The sequence below is a fragment of the Corallibacter vietnamensis genome, from assembly GCF_039537875.1.
In the GTDB taxonomy this organism is placed as follows: domain Bacteria; phylum Bacteroidota; class Bacteroidia; order Flavobacteriales; family Flavobacteriaceae; genus Corallibacter; species Corallibacter vietnamensis.
This window is the reverse complement of record NZ_BAABBI010000013.1, coordinates 1-2,544: the sequence shown is the minus strand read 5'-3', so window position 1 is coordinate 2,544 and position 2,544 is coordinate 1. Positions and strand designations below refer to the sequence as shown.

Sequence of the window (2,544 nt, the reverse complement as noted above, 5' to 3'; positions counted from 1 at the left end):
AAAATACTATCAAAGAAAACTAGACGAAGGCAAACACAAAATGATAGCTTTAAACAACGTTAGAAATAAAATTTTAGCACGCAGTTTTGCAGTAATTAAAAGAGGTACACCCTTTGTAAATATAGCCGCAACAAATTATTGAATTAAGGCTTGTTTTTTACCTTGGAATACGGCTATGAGTAGTTGCGTGGTTTAGCGGTTAACTTTGCAAGTAAACACCAAACTGAAAATCCGCGAGGATTTTCAGAAGTAAGCGAGAACAAGCAATTACTTATAGCCATTGTTGTAATGCGTTTTTAATTCAGTTTCGTTACTACTTCTTCCATTGTGAAATGAACAAACTGTTTACCTAATTCAGTCAATTCGTAATCTTTTCCGTCATCAAATGCAGAAGTAAGTGTATTCGTTTTTCTTCTTGTCCTCGGCTGTTTTAAAAAGTTGCCGTAATAATCAGTAGCTCTTACTTGTCTAATAATTCCACCTGTACTTAAGTCTCTAAACATTAATTTATATAAATCAGCTTCCATTGAGTTTTCTTCTGGTCGGGTTTCATTAAAAGTGTGCCATATATCTCCACGTGTCACTCCAGGATTTTTGTAAATCTCTTTTATAACAGCAAAATGTAATTCGTGATATCTGCCAATCCAGTCAATAAATAGTTGAATTATATCATCGGTCGTAATGTTATTCGCTCCAGCATTTGTAATTAATTTTCGGATGTACTCTTTCTTTTCAAATGTTTTGGCACTATCCCATTCTTTAAATCCTTCTCTTACAATTCCTAAATATTCTTCGCTTTCAAGTCTTTCATTAATATCCTCTCCAACTGCATCTATTCGCTCAAAAATTTGATAAATAGTAAAAGCTAATTCATCAATTTTTTTGGTGTGTTCCTCTAACCATAATTTTTGCAAGTCGTTTATTTTTCCTTGTTCAAATTCAGAATGCAAAGCTGCACTTGCAGCAATAAATCCGCCTACCCAAGGAATACTTCCCAAAGCAGAAGCTAAAAACCGAACATTTCTCGCTTTTTTTCCTTTGGAATTAACATTGAGAATTTCGGCTTTAATTTTTTCTATAGCCTCTGTTTTTGTCAGTTTACTCATTTTTTGTCAAATGCATTACAACGTGATTGTATAAGATTAGTGGCGTGTTTAAGTACCTAATTTAGCAAATAGACACCAGATAGAAAATCCGCGAGGATTTTCCTAATTAGGCGAGTACTAGCCATTAATTTTATACGGTGTTGTAAAACGTTATTTTCTGTTTTTTTTTCGTTGTTCTAACCTTTCAAACCAATCAATTCCTTTTTCTCCACAATTATCTCTAATTCGAAATTTTAAAGTTGAAGTTCTTATGTTAAAACTTTTTAATTTGATTTTTAAGTCGTCAGTTTGTTTTTTTAAAGTGTCTTTATCTCCAAATAACGCTTTTCTAACTTCATTTAATTCGTTAAGTTCTTTTGTTAATTTTAGCTTTTTTTCATATTCTATTTTTGATTTAAATAAACTATGAATTTTATTCTTTCTATCTGCTGTTAGTTTTAAATTTCTATTCATAGCCTCAAGATAAATTTTACTGTAGTCAAATAATTGATAAGCCTTATCAGCTATTCTCATACTTGTAAAATGTATATCTGTTAACTTGTAAAAATCTTCTTCAGTATTTGTTTTTGAAGTTAGTTCTTCAATTTTAATCTCTTGTTGAGAAATAAACTTTTCAACTTTTTCTCTATTTTCCTGCCATTCTCTTTTAGCTTTCTTTTCTTTATTAGAAAAATAGTTTTCATATATAGCTTTTCCAATGGCTGTAAGTGCAATTCCAGCTGCAACAAAAATAGGCCACATTATTCTCCTATGTTTTCAGGGATTTCTATAGGTGGAATTGTTTTAGCTATAACTTCTAAAGTGTTTGATGCTTTCTCTCCGAAATTTGGAATTTGAGAACTCATTTCAATCGCCATTTCCTTGTATAGTTTACGTTCTTCAATATTGATATCTGGAGCAACAGTTTTTTCAACAACAGATTTGAGTAAATCTAAAATTGTCATTCTTTCAATATGAAGATGGTTAAGTTGATTATTTACAGTCGCATAAAAACTTAATAGATGTTCTCTTCTTTGTTTTAATTGCTCCATTTTTAATTTAAAAACATCGTCAATAGCTTTTTCAGCAATACTAGCTTCTAATTTCACTCTTTCAAGTTCATTATTAAGTCTTTTCGTTTCAATTTTATAAGCTAATGTTTTAGTGTAAGCCTCTGAAATAGTTCCTAGAACATTTAATGTCTTAAAAATACTTGACCAATGTTGAGCATTATTGTCATTTCCTAAATCTTTAGCACTCGCCTTTATTGGTTCAATTTTCTTTGCCATAAGTTGGTTTAATTTAAGTTAGTTTTTTTCTTGTTAATGTTTTACAACGGTCTCCTTTACTTTGATGTTATTAAATTTATCAAGAGAAGAGAGGAGAACTATAACGGTCTCTAGGGATTACCTCTTACACGTGTTAGTCCTCTCTGTCTCTTGTACGATGCTTTGTTGAA

The 2,544-nt window shown here is 30.9% G+C and carries 3 protein-coding genes; all 3 read right to left on the bottom strand.

From position 1 onward, the window contains the following. Nucleotides 1-296 precede the first annotated feature (296 nt). The 3 genes from ABD690_RS13470 to ABD690_RS13460 all read right to left on the bottom strand — a co-directional run bounded on the left by ABD690_RS13470 (nucleotide 297) and on the right by ABD690_RS13460 (nucleotide 2,374). Complete coding sequence (locus ABD690_RS13470) at nucleotides 297-1,106, bottom strand: hypothetical protein (RefSeq protein ID WP_344731119.1); 810 nt, start codon at nucleotides 1,104-1,106, stop codon at nucleotides 297-299. A gap of 150 nt (nucleotides 1,107-1,256) precedes the next feature. Then, entirely contained in the window at nucleotides 1,257-1,847 is a 591-nt protein-coding gene (locus ABD690_RS13465) for a hypothetical protein (RefSeq protein ID WP_344731118.1), read from the bottom strand. Then, the gene (locus tag ABD690_RS13460) at nucleotides 1,847-2,374 is read right to left on the bottom strand and encodes a hypothetical protein (RefSeq protein ID WP_344731117.1); all 528 of its coding nucleotides are present in this window, start codon (nucleotides 2,372-2,374) and stop codon (nucleotides 1,847-1,849) included. Before ABD690_RS13460 ends, ABD690_RS13465 begins: the two co-directional genes overlap by 1 nt. Nucleotides 2,375-2,544 lie beyond the last annotated feature (170 nt).

Bases quoted from the DNA above. Each gene is read 5' to 3' on its own strand.
- ABD690_RS13465 (WP_344731118.1), bottom strand. From the start codon at position 1,847: ATGTGGCCTATTTTTGTTGCAGCTGGAATTGCACTTACAGCCATTGGA.
- ABD690_RS13460 (WP_344731117.1), bottom strand. From the start codon at position 2,374: ATGGCAAAGAAAATTGAACCAATAAAGGCGAGTGCTAAAGATTTAGGA.
- ABD690_RS13470 (WP_344731119.1), bottom strand. From the start codon at position 1,106: ATGAGTAAACTGACAAAAACAGAGGCTATAGAAAAAATTAAAGCCGAA.